Here is a 20,064-nt window from a genome sequence, read left to right as displayed (position 1 = left end):
CATGGCCAAAGACTCCGTAAGAGACGTCGTCCTCTCGCCGGTGTTCAAGAACAACCCCATCGCGCTGCAGGTGCTGGGGATCTGTTCGGCGCTGGCGGTGACCAACTCGATGAGCGTGTCGCTGGTCATGGGGCTGGCGGTGATCGCGGTGACCGCGTTCTCGAACCTGTTCGTCTCGCTGATCCGCAACCATATCCCGTCGTCGATCCGCATCATCGTGCAGATGACGATCATCGCCTCGCTGGTGATCGTGGTCGACCAGGTGCTGCGTGCCTACGCCTACGACATGTCCAAGCAGCTGTCGGTGTTCGTCGGTCTGATCATCACCAACTGTATCGTCATGGGGCGTGCCGAGGCCTACGCCATGCAGAACGGCCCGGTGATGAGCTTCCTGGACGGGGTCGGCAATGGTCTCGGCTATGCCGTGATCCTGCTGATCGTGGGTTTCGTGCGTGAACTGCTGGGCTCGGGCAGCGTGTTCGGCATGACCGTGCTGCCGACGGTGCAGAACGGCGGCTGGTACGTTCCCAACGGCCTGATGTTGCTGCCGCCGTCGGCTTTCTTCGTCATCGGCCTGTTCATCTGGGTGCTGCGCTGGTTCAACCCGGAGCAGGTCGAGAAGACCGAATACCGCATCGTTGCCAACAGCAAGGCCAAGATCAAGGAGACCGCCAATGTTTGAGCACTACGTTAGCCTGTTCGTGAAGGCGGTCTTCGTCGAGAACATGGCGCTGGCCTTCTTCCTCGGCATGTGTACCTTCCTCGCCGTGTCGAAGAAGATCTCCTCGGCCATCGGTCTGGGCATCGCGGTCGTGGTGGTGCTCACCATCACGGTGCCGATGAACAACCTGATCCTCAACTATCTGCTCAAGGCGGGCGCGCTGAGCTGGACCGGTATCCCCGGGGCCGACAAGATCGACCTCAGCTTCCTGGGGCTTCTGAGCTACATCGGCGTGATCGCGGCGATCGTGCAGATCCTGGAGATGTTCCTCGACAAGTTCGTGCCGGCGCTCTACAACGCGCTGGGTGTCTTCCTGCCGCTGATCACGGTCAACTGCGCCATCATGGGTGCGTCGCTGTTCATGGTGCAGCGCGACTATACCTTCGGCGAGTCGGTGATCTACGGTGCCGGTGCCGGCGCTGGCTGGGCGCTGGCGATCATGGCCCTGGCGGGTATCCGTGAGAAGCTCAAGTACAGTGACGTGCCGGCGAGCCTGCAGGGTCTCGGCATCACCTTCATCACGGCCGGTCTGATGTCGCTGGGCTTCATGTCCTTCTCCGGCATTCAGCTCTGACGCCCAACGCAATCTAGGCAAATAGGAAACCGACATGGTCGATACATCTATCATCGTGCTCGGCGTCGTCATGTTCACCGTGATCGTGCTGGGTCTGGTTGCGGTGATCCTGGCCGCGCGCTCGCGGCTGGTGAGCAGCGGCGACGTGGCGATCGAGATCAATGGCGATCCCGACAACACCGTGACCACCCAGGCCGGCGGCAAGCTGCTGCAGACGCTGGCCGCCAATGGCATCTTCCTGTCGTCGGCGTGCGGCGGCGGTGGCACCTGCGCGCAGTGCAAGTGCCGGGTCCAGGAGGGCGGCGGTTCGATCCTGCCCACCGAGGAGTCGCACTTCACCATGCGCGAGAAGAACGAGGGTTGGCGTCTCTCGTGCCAGGTGCCGGTGAAGCAGGACATGAAGATCCGCGTGCCCGACGAGGTCTTCGGGGTGAAGAAGTGGGAGTGTGAGGTCATCGAGAACCCCAACGTCGCCACCTTCATCAAGGAGCTCAACCTGAAGCTGCCGGAGGGGGAGGAAGTGGCTTTCCGTGCCGGCGGCTACGTGCAGCTGGTGGCACCGCCCTACGACGTCAAGTTCTCCGACTTCGATATCGAGCAGGAGTACCGCGGCGATTGGGAGAAGTTCGGGCTGTTCAACATCTCGCACAAGAATGACGAGGAGATCATTCGTGCCTACTCGATGGCGAACTACCCGGAAGAGAAGGGTATCCTCAAGTTCAACATCCGTATCGCCACACCGCCGCCCAAGTCGAGCCATCCGCCGGGGCTGATGTCGACCTACGTGTTCAGTCTCAAGGCGGGTGACAAGGTCACGGTCATGGGGCCGTTCGGCGAGTTCTTCGCCAAGGATACCGACGCCGAAATGGTATTCATCGGTGGTGGCGCCGGCATGGCACCGATGCGTAGCCATATCTTCGACCAGCTCAAGCGTCTCAAGTCCAAGCGCAAGATGTCGTTCTGGTACGGTGCACGCTCCTGGCGCGAGACCTTCTACAACGAAGAGTACGACCAGCTGGCCGAGGAGTTCGACAACTTCGACTGGCACCTGGCGCTTTCCGATCCGCAGCCGGAGGACAACTGGGAGGGCCCGACCGGGTTCATCCACAACGTCCTCTACGAGAACTATCTCAAGGACCATCCGGCGCCGGAGGATTGCGAGTACTACATGTGCGGGCCGCCGATGATGAACGCCTCGGTGATCAAGATGCTCACCGATCTCGGGGTCGAGCCGGAGAACATCATGCTGGATGACTTCGGCGGATGACGCCGCGACCCACGCGCAAGATGGCAGGGCCAATCCTTCGGGGGTTGGCCCTGCTGTCGTTGGTCATGGCGATGGCCGTGGTGCTGGCCGGCTGCCAGCGTGAACCGCAGTCCTATCGGCTCGAGGGGCCGATCTACGGCACCGGCTTCCACATCACCTTCTACGGTGACTACGACGACGCTCAGCTTGCGCAGATCGAGGACTCGGTCAAGGCGGCGCTGCAGCAGGTCGACCAGCTGATGTCGACCTACAAGCCGGACTCGGAGCTGTCGCGCTTCAATCGCACGCCGGTGGGTGAGCCCTTCACGCTGTCGCCGGAGACCGCAGCGGTGATTCGCGAGGCGATCCGTATCGGCAAACTCTCCCATGGCGCCTTCGATGTCACCGTGGGCAATGCGGTCAATCTGTGGGGATTCGGCCCCGACAAGCATCCCGATCGGGTGCCGGATGACGCCCAGATCGCCCAGGCCCTGAAGTCGGTGGATTACCGCGCGCTCGAGCTCGACGGCAATACCCTGACCAAGACCAAACCGGTCTATGTCGATCTCTCGGGGATCGCCAAGGGCTATGGTGTCGATCAGGCAGCCCGGGCGCTCGAGGCCGCCGGGGTCGAGCGCTATCTGGTCGAGGTCGGCGGCGAGATCCGCACCCATGGTGACAAGCCCGGCGGTGAGCCGTGGCGGATCGCGGTGGAAAAACCGATCTCGTACGAGCGCAGCGTGCAGCGTATCATTGAACTCGACGCTGCCGCCGTCGCCACCTCGGGGGACTACCGCAACTACTTCGAGGATGACGGCGAGCGCTATTCACATACCATCGATCCGCGCACCGGGCGGCCGATCAAGCACCATCTGGTGTCGGTGACGGTCATCGCCCCTGACTGCATGACCGCGGACGCCCTGGCCACGGCGATCGACGTGCTCGGTCCCGAGGCGGGCATGCAGATGGCCCAGCGGGAAAAGCTCGCGGTCTATCTGGTGGTCAAGACGGCCGATGGGTTCGAGACGCGGGCATCCGACGCCTTTCAGGCCTATCTCGCGGACGCCGATGAGGAGACGCAATCATGATGATCTGGATTCTGGCCTTCGCTCTCATGCTGCTGCTGGTTGCCGGCATGGCGATCGGGGTCATTGTGGGGCGCAAGCCGATCAGTGGCTCCTGTGGGGGACTCAACACCCTGGGATTGAAGAACGGCTGTGACATCTGCGGTGGCAACGACCAGGTGTGCGAGGAGGAGAGCCGCAAGAATGCGGTGGGCGCACGTCGGCGCAGCGACGAGAATCGTGGCGCCGATCTCGGTTACGACGCCATCAAGCGCTGAGTCGGGCCGCCGTATGGTGGCCCCGGTTGCCGTCTCGAGAGTCGATACCCGCCGACTGGCGGTCCGGTGCGGTCGCGATGACGACCGCACCGGCGTTTTTGCCCACCATCTTCAGAATTAGCCAAGTCAAGGAGCAGGCGAAATCCATGGCAGTCTACAACTACGATGTCGTCGTGATCGGTTCGGGCCCCGCCGGGGAGAGTGCCGCCATCAATGCGGCCAAGCACGGCCAGCGGGTCGCGGTGGTCGAGCGACAGTCGTCGGTAGGCGGGAACTGCACCCACTGGGGCACGATACCCTCCAAGGCGCTGCGGCATCAGGTCAAGCAGATCATGCAGTTCAACACCAACCGCATGTTCCGCGATATCGGCGAGCCGCGCTGGTTTTCTTTCCCCAAGGTGCTCGAGCGCTCGCGGGTCACCATCGACCAGCAGGTCGAGCTGCGCACCAAGTTCTATTCGCGCAACCGGATCGACCTGTTCTTCGGCACCGCACGCTTCCGCGATGAGAACACCGTGGTGGTGCGTGACAACCACGAGGGTGTCGAGGAGCTGAGCGCGCGGCAGTTCGTGATCGCCACCGGTTCGCGCCCGTATCGGCCGGCGGACGTCAATTTCCGCCATCCGCGTATCTACTGCTCGGATACCGTCCTCGGGCTGTCGCACACGCCGCGCACGCTGATCATCTACGGGGCCGGGGTGATCGGCTCCGAGTACGCCTCGATCTTCTCGGGGCTCGGGGTCAAGGTCGATCTGATCGACACCCGTGAGCGGCTGCTGTCGTTCCTGGATGACGAGATCAGCGACGCGCTCTCCTACGAGCTGCGCAACAACGGTGTGTTGATCCGGCACAACGAGGAGTATCGCAGCGTCGAGGGTGACGAATCGGGGGTGGTGGTCAATCTCGAGTCGGGCAAGCGGCTGCGCGCCGATGCCTTCCTGTGGGCCAACGGGCGTACCGGCAACACCGACGAGCTGGGTCTGGAGACGATCGGCCTCGAGCCCAACGGCCGCGGCCAGCTGCAGGTCGATGATCACTACCGCACTGCGATCCCGCACATCTATGCGGTGGGCGATGTGATCGGCTGGCCCAGCCTGGCCAGCGCCGCCTACGATCAGGGGCGCAACGCCAGTGACGAGTTTCTGGGCGGCGACTTCCGCTTCGTCGACGATATTCCCACCGGGATCTACACCATTCCGGAGATCAGCTCGGTGGGCAAGACCGAGCGCGAGCTGACCGAGGCCAAGGTGCCCTACGAAGTGGCCCAGGCGTTCTTCAAGGATACCGCGCGGGCGCAGATCACCGGTGACACCGCCGGTATGCTCAAGATCCTGTTCCATCGCGAAACCCTCGCGATCCTGGGGATTCACTGTTTCGGTGACCAGGCCTCCGAGATCGTACACATCGGTCAGGCGATCATGCAGCAGCAGGGCGAAGCCAACACCTTGCGCTACTTCATCAATACCACCTTCAATTATCCCACCATGGCCGAGGCCTATCGTATTGCCGCGCAGAACGGACTCAATCGGCTGTTCTGACGTGCGCGGCTGACGGCTCGCCCTCAGCGCCCGGCCTCCTCGCCGGGCGCTGGTGTTGCTGGCCCTCTTGAGGCCTGCTCGCGCGCTTCGGCCAGTTGCAGCGCCGGGTTGCGGTAGCGGTAGACGCGCAGGCTGGGCAGGAAAGGTTCGTCTTCCAGGCGCTGGTCCGAACGCTTGGCCCGGGTGCGACTCGCTGGTGGCTGTAGCGGCGGGGCGTTGTGGTCGGGCAGCCTGAGGGTCGGGTCGGGGATGAACAGCGGCAGCGGCAGGTTCATGGCGCGCCGCTGACGGCCATCCGCCAGCGCTTCGCGGAAGAACAGGTTGGCGCGCATCACCGGAGCCTGGTTCTGGATCTGCGCCAGCGGCTCGTCGCTGGGAATGTTGCCCAACTTGCGCAGCTGGATGCGGATATGGGCGCCGGCGGTGTCCATGCGTGCCAGCCGCGCCTCGGCGTCGGCCACACTCAGACGCTTGATCGAGCGGCCGCTGGTATACCACGCCAGGCGTACCCGCGAGACCGGGGCATCGGCGATCGGCAGCTGGCGCCAGCACTGCTTGAGATGCAGCCGCGCCAAGCCCTGGCCGCGCAGATGATCGTGCAGCGCCGGATGGCGAAAGGGCAGCACCGCCTTGATCTCGGGCACCAGTCGCGGCGCGGCTTCGCGAATGTGCTTGAGGGTGGCAGCGAAGCGCGCCTTGGCGGCGTTGACCGTCTCGACCGCCGTCATCAGCTCGGGGCTGGCGACGATCAGCCCGATATAGCTGCGCGTCTCGCGCCCATCTTGCCCATCCTGGTACCAGAAGTCGGTCAGGGCTCGGCGGAGCCAGGCGGCATCGATGGCGACGTCGCCCAGTGCCCAGGCCGGCGTCGGCGCCTCGGCGTAGGTGCTGGCAAGCTGATCGGCGGCGGCGATCAATTCGTCGAAATCCGACTCCAGCTCGGCCAGCAGCTGGTATTGCAGTTCCATAAGCCACTCCGCGACGTTTTTGATCAGTTTATACCGTTATCTTATAGCCAGTTCAACGTCGGGATAGCGGATTGCCGGGCATGAGGGTTCGGCAGGTGTGGTGGTGTGTGTCTGGGCGCCGATGACGACTCGCCCTGAGGGAGAGCTCCGGCGGCGACATCACGAACTGACAGGGAGAGATCCGTGGGGTGCGGTGAACGGGTGATGCCCTCGGCCATGAGGACATTGGCCGGCCGTGACGTGAGCACGGCCGGCCGTCCGGTGCACGCGGTCGTTCAGCGGTCGCGGTAGCGTTTGGTCAGGTCGCCATAGGCGTCGACGCGGCGATCGCGCAGGTAGGGCCACATGCGGCGCACCTGCTCACTGCGGCGCATGTCCAGTTCGACCAGGAGGTTTTCTCTCTCTTCGCCGGCGTGAGCGAGCAGCTCACCCTGCGGGCCGCAGATGAAGCTGCCGCCCCAGAAGTCGATGCCGTCGCTCACCTTGGTCAGATCCGGCTCATGGCCGACCCGATTGGCGACCACCACCGGCAGGCCATTGGCCACGCCGTGGGAGCGCTGGATCAGGGTCCAGGCATCCTTCTGGCGCTGCTTCTCGGGCTGATCGTCCGGCGGATGCCAGCCGATCGCGGTGGGATAGAGCAGCAGATCGGCACCCGCCAGTGCCATCAGGCGTGCGGCTTCCGGGTACCACTGGTCCCAGCACACCAGCACGCCGAGGCGACCCACCGAGGTGTCGATCGGCTCGAAGCCCTGGCGCTCGTCGCCGTCACCGGGGGTGAAGTAGAACTTCTCGTAGAAGCCCGGATCGTCAGGGATGTGCATCTTGCGGTAGTGGCCCACGCGCCCCTTGGCGCGATCCATGACCACTGCGGTGTTGTGGTAGACCCCGGCGGCGCGGCGCTCGAAGATCGAGCCGACGATGACGATGTCGAGCTCGCGTGCCAGCTCGGCCAGGGTCTGCGCAGTCGGGCCGTCCAGTGGCTCGGCGAGATCGAACAGGTCCGCATCTTCGCACTGGCAGAAGTAGTGCGTGGCGTGCAGCTCCTGCAGCAGCACCAGCTGAGCGCCCTGGGCAGCGAGGTTGCGGATACCCTCGGCACTGACGGCAAGGCTCTGCTGCTTGTCGGGCCACGCCTGTTGTTGAACCAGGCCGACCTTGAGTGTCTGGGACATGCCTCCTCCTTGTGGTGGCAATAGTGCGGTAGCAGTCATGCGGTGGCGATGCGATGACCATGATGCGGTGATCGTCGTGCACTGACGACAGCGGCGACACGCTGCTGGGCGGTGCTCACTCAGTCGGCGTCCGCCGAGAACAGCGTGGGCGCCAGCGATCCGCGGGGCAACTGCATGGTCAGGCAGTGCAGACTGCCATGCTGGCGGATCACGGCACGACAGTCGATCGGAATCAGATCACGGTCGGGGAACGCCGCCTTCAGTACCTCGAGGGCGCGGAAGTCGGCGGCGTCGCCATAGGTCGGTACCAGCACCGCGCCGTTGATGATCAGGAAGTTGGCGTAGGTGGCCGGCAGGCGGTGACCGTCGTCGGGATCGTGGCAGGCCTTTGGCCAGGGCAGCGCGAAGAGTCGATATGGCGAGCCATCTTCGCGACGCAGATCTTGAATCTCGCGCTCCATGGCGGCGAGCTCGGCGTAGTGCGGATCCTCGGAGTCGTCGCAGCGCACGTAGGCGATGCTGGCGGCATCGCAGAAGCGCGCCAGGGTATCGATGTGGCTATCGGTGTCGTCGCCCTCGAGATGGCCGTGCTCGAGCCACAGCACCCGTGAGGCGCCGAGATCCCGGCACAGGCGCGCTTCGACCGCGGCACGGTCGAGCGCCGGGTTGCGGTTTGGGTTGAGCAGACAGGCACTGGTGGTCAGTAGCGTGCCTTCGCCATCGCTCTCGATGGCGCCGCCCTCGAGGACCAGGTCCTGGCTCGTCAACGGCGCCTGGAACACGCCCTGGGCGGCCAGCGCGCGGCTGAGTCGATCGTCGCGTGTGGCCGGGAACTTGCCGCCCCAGCCGGTGAAGACGTAGTCGAGCAGGCTGATCGCGCCGTCGCGGGAGACGGCGATCGGCCCATGGTCGCGGGCCCAGGTATCGTCGCTGTCGGCGATGACCAGGGCACGTCGCTGCGGGTCGACGCCGAGGGCGTCGAAACGCTGCGTCAGTCGCTCGCGTTGGATGGCGTCGTGGACGCACACCAGCACCGGCTGATAGCGGGCGATCGCCACCACCATCGCCTCGAGCGTCGCTTCGATGGTGTCGAGCAGCGGCGCCCAGTCGCTGGTGGGCGTGGGCCAGGTGAGTTGCACGGCATCCTGGGGATGCCACTCCGGAAGCAGGCGCGGGGTCAAGGCGGTCTCCATGGCGGATGGTGGCGGCGAAGGGTGGCACGGATGCCGGAGGACGCGGCATTTTAGAGCCTGGCCGGGGCGATGCAAGCGCGATGTCAGCGTCGGCAGGGAACCTCTGACGGCCTGGCAGCGTCTCAGCTCTGATCGCCAGTCTAGCAAGCTGTGGAATTTCACGCCGAGCGGTGTCTGTCTCCTGGCCGATTGGCTCGCCTCGGCTGCGCGGCGGTGTCGCATGGCGGCCTATTCGACGGTTACCCAAGACTGTTCTGACCGGGCGATAGCGCGCTCCGCGTGGCAGGCCTGGCCCACCTTTCACTGGCTGTCGCGACGGGCGGAGGCGCCTGAGGCTACGAGTCTGTTCTCGATGGTTGACAATGCGATGACGCTTGCCGGATGTCGCGCGGAACAGCGGCCCGGATCAAGCGTTTGCGGGGCGCATCAAAACCCGTAACATGAGGCGCTGCTGACAAGGAACCCAACCTGATGCTCGACCGTTTACCCTTTCTGGTGGGCCTGAGATACGTCCGGGCCAAACGCCGTAACCACTTCATCTCCTTCATTTCGTTGACCTCCATGCTGGGCCTGGCCCTGGGTGTGGCGGTGCTCATCCTGGTGCTCTCGGTGATGAACGGTTTCGATCACGAGCTGCGCACGCGTGTGCTGGGCATGGTGCCGCATTCACGCATCGAGCAGATGGGTGGCATGCGCGACTGGAAGGCCTTGGCCGAGCGGGTGAGCCACCATCGTGACGTCGTCGCAGTAGCGCCTTACGTGCGGCAACAGGGCATGTTCTCCGCGGGCGGGCGCACCCAGGGGGCGCTGGTGACCGGTATCCAGCCCGAGTACGAGCGCAAGGTGTCGATCATCGGCAAGCACATGCAGGCCGGTTCCCTCGATGACCTGACGCCGGGAAGCTGGAACGTGATTCTGGGCGACCTGCTGGCACGCAATCTGGGCGTCGGGGTCGGCGACCGTGTGACGCTGTTGGTGCCGGAAGCCTCGATCACGCCGGGCGGCGTCTTCCCGCGGCTCAAGCGTTTCACCGTCAGCGGCATCTTCAAGGTGGGCGCCGATCTCGACGCCAACCTGGCCTATGCCAACATCGAAGACATGCAGGCGCTGGCGCGTCTCGGCGACAAGGTCGATGGCCTGCGTCTGGAGCTCGATGACCTGTTCAAGGCCGGCCCCGTGACTCGCGATATCGTCAGCTCGCTGGGGGCCGGCTATCGCGGACTGGACTGGACCTACACCCACGGCAATCTGTTCCAGGCGATTCAGATGGAGAAGCACATGATCGGCCTGCTGCTGATGGTGATCGTGGCCGTGGCGGCGTTCAATATCGTCTCCACCCTGGTGATGGTGGTCACCGACAAGCACGCCGATATCGCCATTCTGCGCACCATCGGTGCGACGCCGCGCTCGATCATGGGCATCTTCGTGGTCCAGGGGTTGGCGATCGGCATCATCGGCATCGTGCTTGGCGTGGTCGCGGGTATCGCGCTGGCGCTGAGTGTGTCGGACATCATCGCCTGGTTCCAGTCGGTGACCGGCATCCAGTTCCTCGACCCCAACGTCTATTTCATCAGCTATCTGCCGTCGCGACTGGAGTGGGACGATGTCTGGGTGATCGTCTCCAGCGCCTTCGTGCTGACCTTCATCTCGACGCTCTATCCCGCCTGGCGGGCGGCTCGAATCCAGCCCGCGGAGGTGCTGCGCTATGAGTGATGTATCCATCGATCGCAGGTCTGGGGCGGCACATGGCGAGCCGATGCTGGACTGCCGGCAGTTGACCCGGGTCTACAGCGAAGGGCCGCAGGACATCACCGTGCTCGACCATCTCGATCTACAGGTCGCGGCGGGCGAGCGAGTGGCGGTGGTGGGCAGCTCGGGGTCTGGCAAGACCACGCTGCTCAATCTGCTGGGGGGGCTCGACCGTCCCAGCGGCGGCGAGGTGGTGATCGGCGGGCGTTCGCTGGCGGGGTTCGGCGAAGCGGCGCTGGGGCGCTTCCGCAATCGCTACGTCGGCTTCGTCTACCAGTTCCACCATCTATTGGCGGAGTTCACCGCCGCCGAGAACGTGGCGCTGCCGCTGATCATCCGCGGGCAGTCGCGCAAGGCGGCGATAGCGCGCTCGCTGGAGCTGCTGACCCGGGTGGGCATGGCGCCGCGCGGTGACCACAAGCCGGGAGAGCTCTCCGGCGGTGAGCGTCAGCGCGTGGCGATCGCGCGGGCGCTGGTCACCGATCCCAGCCTGGTGCTGATGGACGAGCCCACCGGCAATCTGGACCAGACCACCGCGTCGAACATACTCGCACTGATGGATGAGCTCGCCTCGAGTACCGAGTGCGCCTTCGTGGTGGTCACCCATGATCCAGCGGTTGCCGATCATCAGCATCGCAAGCTGCGCCTCGACAAGGGGCGACTGACGCCCGCCTGACACCGCGAGCACGACTGACTAAAGCCCGCGCCGCCCTGGACGATCAATCGTTCAGGGCGGCGTCGTTTTGGGGCGTGCCGTGAGAGCTCTCATCGGGAGGCGTGAAGCGGGAGGCGCGTTCTCGCCGGGACGCGATCAGTGGCGCTGGCGCCGGGCGCGATGGCGTGCCCGGCGGCGCCAGCTGCGGGCGATCTGCCAGCGCCAGATCAGGCGCACCAATAGATTGCTCGACAGCGCCAGTACCAGCCCGACCAGGATCGAGCCGACGAACAGCGGGACCACGATATGGGCCATCTGCCCGGCGATCCAGGCGGTGGTGATGTGGTCGGGCACGTGGCGCGCAGGGTAGTCCATGACCCAGGCCCCGACCCGGTAGTTGAAGTAGAACACCACTGGCATGGTCAGCGGGTTGGTCATCCAGACCAGGCTCACCGAGAGCGGCAGGTTGCCACGGAAACAGTAGGCACCGAAGGCTGCCAGCACCATCTGGAACGGGATCGGCAGCATCGCCGAGAAAAACCCGACCATGCAGGCGTTGCCGACACTGCGCCGCGACAGGATCCACAGTGCGGGGTCGCCCAGCATGTGGTGCATGAAGCGCAGTGAGCGTGTGCGCTGCAGTCTCTCCTGACTGGGGATGTAGCGTTGTAACCATCGACGAGGCATGAGACCGCTCGCTGGACGAAGAGTGACCATTATCCATACAACGCCGAGGGCTCGCCATGTCTTGCAGCGGCCTTTACCGCCGGCCAACGCCGGCATCCGGGGATGATGACAGCGCTCTGTAGGGCATGGCGTCCGGGCCTGGCGATGCCGCTGGCCCTGGCGGCGATCGGTGGCGCCCTGGCTGGCGAGGCGCTACCCGCGGCCACCGGGATGGGGCTGGCGCTGCTGGGGGTGTTGCTGCTGCTGGGTGCGATGCTGGCGCGGGCGACGGGGTGGACTGGTCGCAGGGGGCTGGTGGGCGGCGGGCTATGTCTGCTGGTGGCTGCCTGGTGCGCGCTCGTGCTGGCCCATGACCGGGCAGGGCGGCTAGGCGAGGCCCTGGCGGGGCAGGAGTTCCGCCTTCGGGGCGTGGTCGAGAACCTCGCGCGCGACGGCCGGCGTACCCGCTTCGAACTGGGTGTCACCCGGTGCGAGGCGCTGGCGCAGGATATCGCCTGCCCGCCGCTGGGGCGGGTGCGCCTCTCCTGGTACGCCGACAACACTCTGGTCGCGGGGGAGCGCTGGGTACTGACAGCGCGCCTGCGCCCGCCGCTGGGCTTCACCAATCCGGACACCTTCGACTACGCCGCCTGGCTGCGCCGGGAGCGTATCCATGCCCTGGGCTACGTGCGCGCGACGGAGACGGCTCAGCGTCTGGCGCCGGCAGCGTTCTCGTTGCGCCAGGCGGCGCTCGATAGTCTGGCGGAGGTGCCGATGAGCGCCCTCGGCAAGCGCTGGTTGGCGGCGCTGACGCTGGGCGCCGGCGCTGGTCTGACCTCGGATGACTGGGCGTTGCTCAACGCTACCGGCACGACTCACCTGATGGTGATCTCGGGACTCCATGTGGGGATGGTGGCGGCGCTGGTGCTGTGGCTGCTGCGGCGCCTGGCACGCTGGCTGGTGCCCGATGCCTGGCGGCTGACCGGTTGGCCCTGGGCGGGGGCGGCGCTGGCGGCGTTCGCCTACGCCGGTCTTGCCGGCTTCGCGCCACCGACGCTGCGGGCCGCACTGATGACCGCGATCGGCCTGTGGGTGGCCAGCGGGCGTCATGCCCCGGGCTGGTGGCAGGCGTGGTGGCTGGCCCTGGCCCTGGTGGTGATCACCGATCCCATGGCGCCGTGGCTGCCAGGCGTATGGCTCTCGTTCACTGCGGTAGCGGTACTGATCCTGGCCTGGTCGGGGAGGCCGCGCCCGCGCGGGGTGCGCGGCTGGTGCCTGGCACTGCTGCGCACCCAATGGTTGCTGGCACCGGTGATGGCGGCGGCGGTACTGCTAGCCTTCGGTCGGCTGGCGCCGGCGGCGCCGCTGATCAATCTGCTGGCGGTACCCGTGGTGGGGAGTCTGATGGTGCCGCTGGGATTCTGCGGCTGGCTCTTAGTGGCCTGGCCCATGCTGGCCGGCTGGGTGTGGGCACCGTTCGATCTGCTGGCCCGGAGCGTGGCCGCGGCGCTCGCCTGGAGCGCCCAGGTCGTGCCGCTGTGGCAGCCTGCAGCGTGGTGGCACTGGCCGCTGGCCCTGGCGCTGCTGCTGTGGGCGCTGCTCTGGCTGCTGCCGGGCCTTGCCACTACGCTACGCCTCTGGGGCGGCGTGCTGCTGCTGGTGAGCGTGGCCCTGCTGCGCGCGCCGCTATTGCCCCCAGGCACGCTGGTGGTGACGGTCTACGACGTTGGCCAGGGTCAACTGGTCGAGCTGCGCAGTCGCCATCAGCGCGTGCTGGTGGACGCCGGGCCGCGTTTCGGCTCCGGCTTCATGCCGCTGACGCTGTTGTGGCCGCCGGATCAGCACTTCGATGCGGTCGTGGTGACCCACAGCGACCGCGACCATGCCGGCGGGGTGCCGGCACTGCGGGCGCAGCACCGCGTGGACCGTTGGTGGGCGCCGCGTGGCAATACCCTTGGCCTGCCATCGCGTCCGTGTGTTGCCGGTGAGGCTTGGCGCGCGGATGGCGCCAGCTGGCGGTTTCTGTCGCCACCGGCGGACGCCGAGGCGCTGTCGCGCAATGATCGCTCCTGCGTGTTGCTGGTTACGCTCGGCTCGCGACGGGTGCTGATCACGGGTGACGCCGGGGTCGCCATCGAACGCCACCAGCTGTTGCCACGTCTGGGTGTGGGGCGTATCGATCTGCTGGTGGCCGGTCACCACGGTAGTGCCACCAGTTCGGCGCCGAGCTTCGTGGCGGCGACGCGCCCGCGTGAGGTGGTCTTCAGCAGTGGTCGCGGCAACCCCTTCGGTCACCCCAGGCCGGCGGTGGTGGCGCGTTTCCAGGCGGTGGGCAGCCGCATCTGGAACACCGCCTACGACGGTGCCGTGCGGTTCGTGCTGAGCGCGAGCGGGATCGAGGTCGAGACCCAGCGTCATCCGGGATGGTCACGCCGGGCGACTGTCGACGCCGGGGATGTTGGGGTAGAATCCAGCCCCTGAATGCGCCCGCGGCGCGTGTCGCTGGCCTGGTGGTTATCGCCCCGCGCCGGCATTGGCCCGGCCGTCTGCTGGGCCCGTATGTTCGCGGGCGACGCTCTCTCTATCCAGTCGAACGGAGTTACCGTGTCACAAGCTTCCAGTTGGGCACTCTATCGACGCCTTCTCACCTACGTGCACTCGGAGTGGCGCTCATTCGCGCTGGCGGTGCTGGGCTACGCGATCTATGCCGCTTCCAGTACGGCGCTGGCAGAGATGATGAAGCGGTTGATCGACGGTATTCAGCATCCCGATGCCGACTTCCGCTATTTTCTGCCGCTGTTCGTGATCATGATGTTCGCCGCACGGGGCGTGGGTACCTTCCTCGGCACCTTCTACATGAGCAACGTGGCGCGTAACGTGGTGCACAAGCTGCGATGCAACGTCTTCAACCATATGTTGCATCTGCCGGGGCGCTTCTTCGACATGCACTCCAGCGGTCACCTGATCTCGCGCGTGACCTATCACGTCGACCAGGTCACCGGCGCGGCCACCAACGCGATCACCGTCATCCTGCGCGAGGGACTCTTCGTCATCGGTCTGATCGGCTATCTGCTGTGGACCAACTGGCTTCTGACGCTGATCTTCCTGGCGGTGACGCCGCTGATCGGACTGGTGGTGCGTTACACCAGCAAGCGTTTCCGGCGTATCTCCCGGCGCATCCAGAACTCGATGGGGGAGGTCACGCATGTCGCCTCCGAGGCGCTGACCGGCTATCGCGTGGTGCGCACCCATGGGGCCGAAGCGTACGAGAAGCGCCGCTTCGAGGCGGCGAGCAACTACAACCGCGAGCAGAGCATCAAGGAAGCGATGACCAAGGCCACCAGCACACCGGTGATCCAGCTACTGGTGGCGCTGGCCCTCGCTGGCCTGGTGTGGCTGGCGATGGCGCCCGAGCTGATGAACGCCATGACTCCCGGTGAGTTCGTCGCCTTCATCACTGCCGCGTCGCTGATGGCCAAGCCGATCCGCTCGCTGACCGACGTCAACAGCATCATCCAGAAGGGGCTCTCCGCCTCCCAGGAGCTGTTCGGGCTGCTCGGCAGACCGACCGAAGTCGACGAGGGCGAGCGCGTGCCGCACCGCCTGGCTGGCCGGGTACGTGTCGAGGGGGTGCGCTTCGCCTATGACGAGGATCAGCCCGAGGTGCTCAAGGGCATCGATCTGGAGGTGCCGACAGGGCAGATGGTAGCCATCGTCGGGCGCTCGGGCAGTGGCAAGTCGACCCTGATGAGCCTGCTGCCGCGCTTCTACCGGCCCACCGCCGGGCGCATTTTGATCGACGACATCGATATCCAGGAGTACCAGTTGTCCCCGCTGCGCCAGCAGATCGCGCTGGTCTCGCAGCAGGTGACGCTGTTCAATACCACGATCGCTGGCAATATCGCCTACGGCGCTCCTGACGCATCGAGAGAGTCGGTGATCGCCAGCGCCAAGGCTGCCTATGCGCACGAGTTCATCGAGCGCCTGCCGCAGGGTTACGACACCCTGGTCGGCGACAACGGCGTGATGCTCTCCGGTGGCCAGCGTCAGCGCCTGGCGATCGCCCGCGCGATCTTCAAGGATGCGCCGATACTGATCCTCGACGAGGCGACCTCGGCGTTGGATACCGAGTCCGAGCGCTATATCCAGCAGGCCCTGGAGACGGTCTGCCAGGGGCGTACCACCTTCGTCATCGCCCACCGTCTGTCGACCATCGAGCGCGCTGATCGCATCGTTGTGATGGAGCAGGGTGAGCTGATCGAGAACGGCACCCACGCCGAGCTGCTGGCCCAGGAGGGCGCTTATGCCTCGCTCTATAAGCTTCAGTTTCAGGAGCAGACGTGACGCCACTCGAGCGCGCCTGGTATCAGGGCGCCCCCTGGTTGGCGCTGCTCCAACCCCTCGAGGTGCTCTACCGCGGCGTCGTCCGCCGCCGCCGTGCGGCCTATCGGCAGGGTCGACGTGAGGTGTGGCAGCCGCCGGTGCCGCTGGTGGTGGTGGGCAATCTGAGCGTGGGCGGTACCGGCAAGTCGCCGCTGGTCGCCTGGCTGGCCGCGTGGCTGGTGGCGCAGGGCTGGCGTCCTGGCATCGTGTCGCGGGGCTACGGCGGCAAGGCGCCCGCCTATCCGCTGCTGGTCGAGCCCACGACGCCGGTGGCACACAGCGGCGACGAGCCGCTGATGCTGGCGCAGCAGAGTGGCGTCTCGGTGGCGGTCGACCCGCGTCGGCCGCGGGCCGCCCAGGCGTTGATCGAGTCGCGCGGCTGCGACGTGCTGCTGGCGGACGACGGCTTGCAGCATTATGCCCTGGGGCGGACACTCGAGATCGCGGTGGTCGACGGTGAGCGCGGCTTCGGCAATCGCCACTGCCTGCCACGGGGCCCTCTGCGTGAGCCCCTCGAACGCCTGGCAGCGGTCGATGCCCTGATCGGTAACGGCGGGCTCGGTCCGCTGTCCAAGCGTGACGCGCCCGGTGTGCCGCGCTTCGCCATGCAGGTGCGTCCCCGCGCCTGGCGCCATCTGCTCAGCGGCGAGACCCGGCCGATCGAACAGCCGCCGTTCGCCACCGATACGCCGGTGGAGGCGCTGGCGGGGATCGGTCATCCGCAGCGCTTCTTCGCCACGCTGGCGGCGCTGGGCGTTACGCACCGTGCTCATCGCTTCGCCGATCACCACGACTTCAGCGCCGCCGACCTCCCCGAGGGCGACCGGCCGATCGTGATGACGGCCAAGGATGGGGTCAAGTGCCGCGGCTTCGCCGACGAGCGCTGCTGGGTGCTGGACGTGATCGCCGCGCCGGATGACGGCTTCGAGCGGTGGTGGGCGGCGTGCGTCGATCAGTGGCAACGGCCATCCTAGTTATCCTGCCACGCCGGCGCAGCGGCCGAATGAAAGACGCCAGTCGCATGAGACATTCCGCGGACACCCGTCCGCTCCGAATCGCCACGAGGAGAGACCATGGACAAGGAACTGATAGCGATGCTGATCTGTCCCGTCAGCCACAGCGAGCTGACCTTCGACCGCGAGCGCAACGAGCTCAAGAGCTCGGTCAGCGGGCTGGCCTATCCGATCCGTGACGGCATCCCGGTGATGCTCGAGAGTGAGGCCCGGGTGATGACCACCGAGGAGAAGCTCGGTAAGGCGGCGCCGGCACCATGAGTGAATTCGTCGTCGTCATTCCGGCCCGCTACGGTTCGAGCCGTCTGCCCGGCAAGCCGCTGATGGAGATCGCTGGCCTGCCGATGGTACAGCACGTATGGCAGCGCGCCGGCGAGAGTCGTGCTGCGCGGATCGTGATCGCCACCGATGATGCGCGGATCGAGGCCGCGGCGCGGGCGTTCGGCGCCGAGGTCGTGATGACCCGCGGCGATCATCCCTCCGGGACCGATCGCCTGGCCGAGGTCGCCGAGGCGCTAGCGCTGGCCGCCGACACTTTGGTGGTCAACGTGCAGGGCGATGAGCCGCTGCTGCCGGCCGCGGCCATCGATCTGGTGGCGCAGCGCCTGGCAGGCGATCCGCGCGCCTCGATAGCCACACTGGCCGAGCCGATCCTCGATGTGGAGACGCTATTCAATCCCAATGTGGTCAAGGTGGTCACCGATCTCAGCGGACGCGCCCTCTACTTCTCGCGGGCACCGATCCCGTGGGATCGCAACGCCTGGAAGACCCAGCCGCCGACGCTGCTGGAGACCGATGCCTGGCGTCGGCATATCGGTCTCTACGCCTATCGTGCCGGCTTTCTGGCCGATTACGTGACCTGGCCGCCGGCGCCGCTGGAGCAGTTGGAGCAGCTGGAGCAGCTGCGCGCGCTGCAGCAGGGGCATCTGATCCAGGTCGCTGACGTCACCTCGCCCTATCCCGGAGGCGTGGATACTCAGGAAGACCTGGAGCGGGTGCGCGAGCACTTCGCGGCACGGGGTGCGCATGGCTGAACGTGAGCCGAGTTACCGGGTGCTGTTCGTCTGTATGGGCAATATCTGTCGCTCGCCGACCGCCGAGGGCATGCTGCGTCAGCGCCTGGCGCAGCTGGGCCTGACCGAGCGGGTCGCGGTCGACTCCTGCGGCACCGGCGCCTGGCATGTCGGTCAGCCACCGGATCTACGTGCCCAGCGGGCGGCGCGGGAGCGGGGGGTCGACCTGAGCGAACTGCGTGCCCGCCAGCTGGTGCGCGAGGATTTCGACCGCTACGACGAGATACTGGTCATGGATGGCGACAATCTCGCCCAGGCGCTGGCGCTGGCGCCGGACTCGAGTCGGGCGTGGTTGGCCCGGCTTCTGCACTATGCCGGCGAGCCCGAGGCCGACGTGCCCGACCCCTATTACGGGGGCGAGGCAGGATTCACCTTCGCCATCGAGCGGATCGAAGCGGCGGTGGCCGGACTGGCCGAGAGCCTCGCCCAGCGCTTCCCGGTGGCGCCAGATGCGTGAGCCCGAGGCGCTCGAACATGCGCGCGATCTCAGTCACGCCAACACCATGGCGCTACCCTGCATCGCCGAGCGCTTCTGGTGCGCGCAGGACAGCACCTCGGTCGCTGCGGCGCTGCGTCTGGCCAATGCCAACGACTGGCCGCTGACGGTGCTCGGCGGTGGTAGCAATCTGCTGCTGCCGGCACGCCTGGCTGGCCTGACGCTGGTGCCCGAGCTGCCCGATATCACCTTCGCCCCGGGCGAGGGTGAGTCCGTGGTGGTGGAGGTGGGGGCTGGCGTCAGTTGGCATGCGCTGGTGACGGCGTGTGTCGAGCGCGGGCTGTGGGGAATCGAAAACCTGGCCCTGATCCCCGGTCTTGCCGGGGCCGCGCCGATCCAGAATATCGGTGCCTACGGGGTGGAGCTCAGCGATGTACTGCTCTGGGTGGAGTTCGTCGATCGTCGTGACGGCCAGTGTCACCGCTTGGCATCCACGGCCTGCGCGCTCGGTTACCGTGACAGCATATTCAAGCGCGAACTGGCCAATCAGGTCGTGATCACGCGGCTGGCGCTGCGGCTGTCACGTCGTGCGCATCCGCAGCTGGGTTATGGCGTACTCGCCGAGCGTGTGTCGAAGAGCCCTGGGCTGGAGGAGATCTTCTCTGCCATCTGCGCCATTCGTCGCGAGAAGCTGCCCGATCCGCGAGAGTTGCCCAACGCTGGCAGTTTCTTCAAGAATCCCGTGGTCTCGGCGTCGAGCGCGGCGCAGTTGACGCAGCGCTATCCCGAGCTGCCGTGCTACCCCCAGCCCGATGGCCGGGTCAAGCTGGCCGCAGGTTGGCTGATCGAGCGCTGTGGTCTCAAGGGGTGGCGACAGGGCGCCTTCGGCATTCATGCCCGCCAGGCGCTGGTGCTGGTGCATTTCGGCGGCGGCGATCTCGCCGAGCTGCTGGCGTTCTCCGCGGCGATAGCCGAGCGCGTTCACGCCACCTTCGGCGTTACCCTGGTGCGGGAGCCGCGCCAGGTGCATGAGGCCGACAGCTAGGGCCGGCACCGCTTCACCCGCGAATGAGCGTGCCAGTGATAGCGCTGGCCCGAACAATAAAAAGCCCAGACCGAGGTCTGGGCTTTTTGCGTGGTGGGCGCAATCAGCTGTCGCTGTTGCCCTGTTCACGACGCCGCTTCTCGCGCGGATCGTTGTGCGCGCGGCGGCGGCGGGGCGGACGTGAAGTATTGGCTTCGTCTGCCTTGGCTTGCGGCTGAGCCTCTTCGGCCTGGGCGCTCTCTGCCGTCGCTGCCTGTGGCGCTACGGTATCAGCCTTGGCGTCGACT

At 66.2% G+C, this 20,064-nt stretch carries 20 protein-coding genes; 15 read left to right on the top strand and 5 right to left on the bottom strand.

All coding sequences use genetic code 11. The features are described from left to right. The first annotated feature begins 1 nt into the window (after position 1). From DOM66_RS16350 to sthA, 6 genes are all read left to right on the top strand, one after another. Positions 2-682: an NADH:ubiquinone reductase (Na(+)-transporting) subunit D gene (locus DOM66_RS16350; protein WP_110676684.1), complete on the top strand. Its 681-nt coding sequence runs from the start codon at positions 2-4 to the stop codon at positions 680-682. Next, a complete protein-coding gene (nqrE, locus tag DOM66_RS16345; protein WP_035474533.1) occupies positions 675-1,295 on the top strand; it encodes an NADH:ubiquinone reductase (Na(+)-transporting) subunit E in 621 nt (206 codons plus the stop codon). The genes DOM66_RS16350 and nqrE overlap by 8 nt, the downstream gene beginning before the upstream one ends. 34 nt (positions 1,296-1,329) lie before the next feature. Continuing rightward, positions 1,330-2,562: an NADH:ubiquinone reductase (Na(+)-transporting) subunit F gene (gene nqrF, locus DOM66_RS16340; protein WP_110676682.1), complete on the top strand. Its 1,233-nt coding sequence runs from the start codon at positions 1,330-1,332 to the stop codon at positions 2,560-2,562. Next, positions 2,559-3,629: an FAD:protein FMN transferase gene (locus DOM66_RS16335; protein ID WP_232825256.1), complete on the top strand. Its 1,071-nt coding sequence runs from the start codon at positions 2,559-2,561 to the stop codon at positions 3,627-3,629. Before nqrF ends, DOM66_RS16335 begins: the two co-directional genes overlap by 4 nt. Beyond that, complete coding sequence (gene nqrM, locus DOM66_RS16330) at positions 3,626-3,883, top strand: (Na+)-NQR maturation NqrM (protein WP_110690903.1); 258 nt, start codon at positions 3,626-3,628, stop codon at positions 3,881-3,883. The genes DOM66_RS16335 and nqrM overlap by 4 nt, the downstream gene beginning before the upstream one ends. Positions 3,884-4,029: 146 nt before the next feature. Next, entirely contained in the window at positions 4,030-5,421 is a 1,392-nt protein-coding gene (sthA, locus tag DOM66_RS16325) for a Si-specific NAD(P)(+) transhydrogenase (RefSeq protein WP_106420335.1), read from the top strand. A 23-nt stretch (positions 5,422-5,444) separates the two neighbouring features. Here the strand turns inward: sthA and DOM66_RS16320 are convergent, their stop codons facing one another. The 3 genes from DOM66_RS16320 to DOM66_RS16310 form a co-directional block, all read right to left on the bottom strand. After that, the gene (locus tag DOM66_RS16320; RefSeq protein WP_245392471.1) at positions 5,445-6,389 is read right to left on the bottom strand and encodes a DNA replication terminus site-binding protein; all 945 of its coding nucleotides are present in this window, start codon (positions 6,387-6,389) and stop codon (positions 5,445-5,447) included. 275 nt (positions 6,390-6,664) lie between these two features. After that, positions 6,665-7,564: a carbon-nitrogen hydrolase gene (locus DOM66_RS16315; RefSeq protein ID WP_110690902.1), complete on the bottom strand. Its 900-nt coding sequence runs from the start codon at positions 7,562-7,564 to the stop codon at positions 6,665-6,667. Between the two features lie 119 nt (positions 7,565-7,683). Further along, positions 7,684-8,745, bottom strand: coding sequence for an agmatine deiminase family protein (locus DOM66_RS16310; protein ID WP_110690901.1), 1,062 nt, complete (start codon positions 8,743-8,745; stop codon positions 7,684-7,686). 483 nt (positions 8,746-9,228) lie between these two features. Here DOM66_RS16310 and DOM66_RS16305 point away from each other — a divergent pair, with 483 nt between their 5' ends. Both DOM66_RS16305 and DOM66_RS16300 read left to right on the top strand, forming a co-directional pair. Continuing rightward, entirely contained in the window at positions 9,229-10,470 is a 1,242-nt protein-coding gene (locus DOM66_RS16305) for a lipoprotein-releasing ABC transporter permease subunit (RefSeq protein WP_110676674.1), read from the top strand. Continuing rightward, positions 10,463-11,182 carry an ABC transporter ATP-binding protein gene (locus tag DOM66_RS16300; protein WP_110676672.1) on the top strand — a complete coding sequence of 240 codons (720 nt, stop codon included), beginning with the start codon at positions 10,463-10,465 and terminating at the stop codon, positions 11,180-11,182. The genes DOM66_RS16305 and DOM66_RS16300 overlap by 8 nt, the downstream gene beginning before the upstream one ends. A 135-nt stretch (positions 11,183-11,317) precedes the next feature. Here DOM66_RS16300 and DOM66_RS16295 read toward each other — a convergent pair whose 3' ends face one another. After that, the gene (locus tag DOM66_RS16295; RefSeq protein ID WP_110676670.1) at positions 11,318-11,848 is read right to left on the bottom strand and encodes a DUF2062 domain-containing protein; all 531 of its coding nucleotides are present in this window, start codon (positions 11,846-11,848) and stop codon (positions 11,318-11,320) included. 102 nt (positions 11,849-11,950) lie between these two features. Here DOM66_RS16295 and DOM66_RS16290 point away from each other — a divergent pair, with 102 nt between their 5' ends. The 7 genes from DOM66_RS16290 (at position 11,951) to murB (ending at position 19,777) form a co-directional block, all read left to right on the top strand. Beyond that, a complete protein-coding gene (locus tag DOM66_RS16290) occupies positions 11,951-14,308 on the top strand; it encodes a DNA internalization-related competence protein ComEC/Rec2 (RefSeq protein WP_245392470.1) in 2,358 nt (785 codons plus the stop codon). 78 nt (positions 14,309-14,386) lie between these two features. Beyond that, positions 14,387-16,171, top strand: a complete 1,785-nt coding sequence (gene msbA, locus DOM66_RS16285; protein WP_110690966.1) for a lipid A export permease/ATP-binding protein MsbA — start codon at positions 14,387-14,389, stop codon at positions 16,169-16,171. Further along, entirely contained in the window at positions 16,168-17,184 is a 1,017-nt protein-coding gene (gene lpxK / locus DOM66_RS16280) for a tetraacyldisaccharide 4'-kinase (RefSeq protein ID WP_110690900.1), read from the top strand. Before msbA ends, lpxK begins: the two co-directional genes overlap by 4 nt. Positions 17,185-17,283: 99 nt before the next feature. Beyond that, entirely contained in the window at positions 17,284-17,484 is a 201-nt protein-coding gene (locus DOM66_RS16275; protein ID WP_110676662.1) for a Trm112 family protein, read from the top strand. Next, complete coding sequence (kdsB, locus tag DOM66_RS16270; protein ID WP_110676660.1) at positions 17,481-18,257, top strand: 3-deoxy-manno-octulosonate cytidylyltransferase; 777 nt, start codon at positions 17,481-17,483, stop codon at positions 18,255-18,257. The genes DOM66_RS16275 and kdsB overlap by 4 nt, the downstream gene beginning before the upstream one ends. Beyond that, on the top strand, positions 18,250-18,753 hold the full coding sequence (locus DOM66_RS16265; protein WP_110690899.1) for a low molecular weight protein-tyrosine-phosphatase: 504 nt from the start codon (positions 18,250-18,252) through the stop codon (positions 18,751-18,753). The genes kdsB and DOM66_RS16265 overlap by 8 nt, the downstream gene beginning before the upstream one ends. After that, a complete protein-coding gene (gene murB, locus DOM66_RS16260; RefSeq protein ID WP_110690898.1) occupies positions 18,746-19,777 on the top strand; it encodes a UDP-N-acetylmuramate dehydrogenase in 1,032 nt (343 codons plus the stop codon). Before DOM66_RS16265 ends, murB begins: the two co-directional genes overlap by 8 nt. 103 nt (positions 19,778-19,880) lie before the next feature. On the opposite strand, the gene DOM66_RS16255 is transcribed toward murB, so the two are convergent. Further along, positions 19,881-20,064: hypothetical protein (locus DOM66_RS16255; protein ID WP_157959081.1), on the bottom strand; the 184-nt coding region annotated here is incomplete at its 5' end.

The sequence above is a fragment of the Salinicola endophyticus genome (assembly GCF_003206575.1).
In the GTDB taxonomy this organism is placed as follows: domain Bacteria; phylum Pseudomonadota; class Gammaproteobacteria; order Pseudomonadales; family Halomonadaceae; genus Salinicola; species Salinicola endophyticus.
Note: the sequence above shows the minus strand (reverse complement) of the source record. Positions and strands in the feature narration are given on the sequence as shown.